Below are 451 nucleotides of genomic sequence, written 5' to 3' on the forward strand. Positions count from 1 at the left end.
TAATGATCAAAGGAAACCTTGGAGCAAAGATAGGCTCAACTCCAAACAACCCATCGCTAAATGAGCTAAAAGAGCTACTAAATAAATTCTTTACATCTATCTCAGCAAATTTAAAAGGCATAACAAATGTTCTTAGCTCATATACTAAAAATGACTTTACAGCAAAGGTTGAGATAAATGAAGAGCTAGAGGCTGATCTAAAAGATATGATACTTGGAGTATCAAATATGGGCGAGGTAATTTGCACTATGCTAAACTCAAATTTAAATGATGCCAAGATGCTTGAAGAAAAGGCTACAACTCTGGCTTTGGCTATGAAAGAGCTTACACAAGGTGCTAGCACACAAGCAAGCTCACTTCAAGAAAGTGCAGCTGCAGTTGAGCAAATGTCTAGCTCAATGAATGCCATCTCTCAAAAGACAGCTGATGTTATAAGACAAAGTGATGAAAT

1 pseudogene is annotated in these 451 nt (G+C 36.8%); it reads left to right on the forward strand.

The annotated features are described in order from the left end of the window. Window positions 1–451, forward strand: a pseudogene (locus UNSWCS_RS12230) (methyl-accepting chemotaxis protein); the annotation flags it as partial.

The organism is Campylobacter concisus UNSWCS (genome assembly GCF_000466685.1).
Taxonomy (GTDB): Bacteria; Campylobacterota; Campylobacteria; order Campylobacterales; family Campylobacteraceae; genus Campylobacter_A; species Campylobacter_A concisus_A.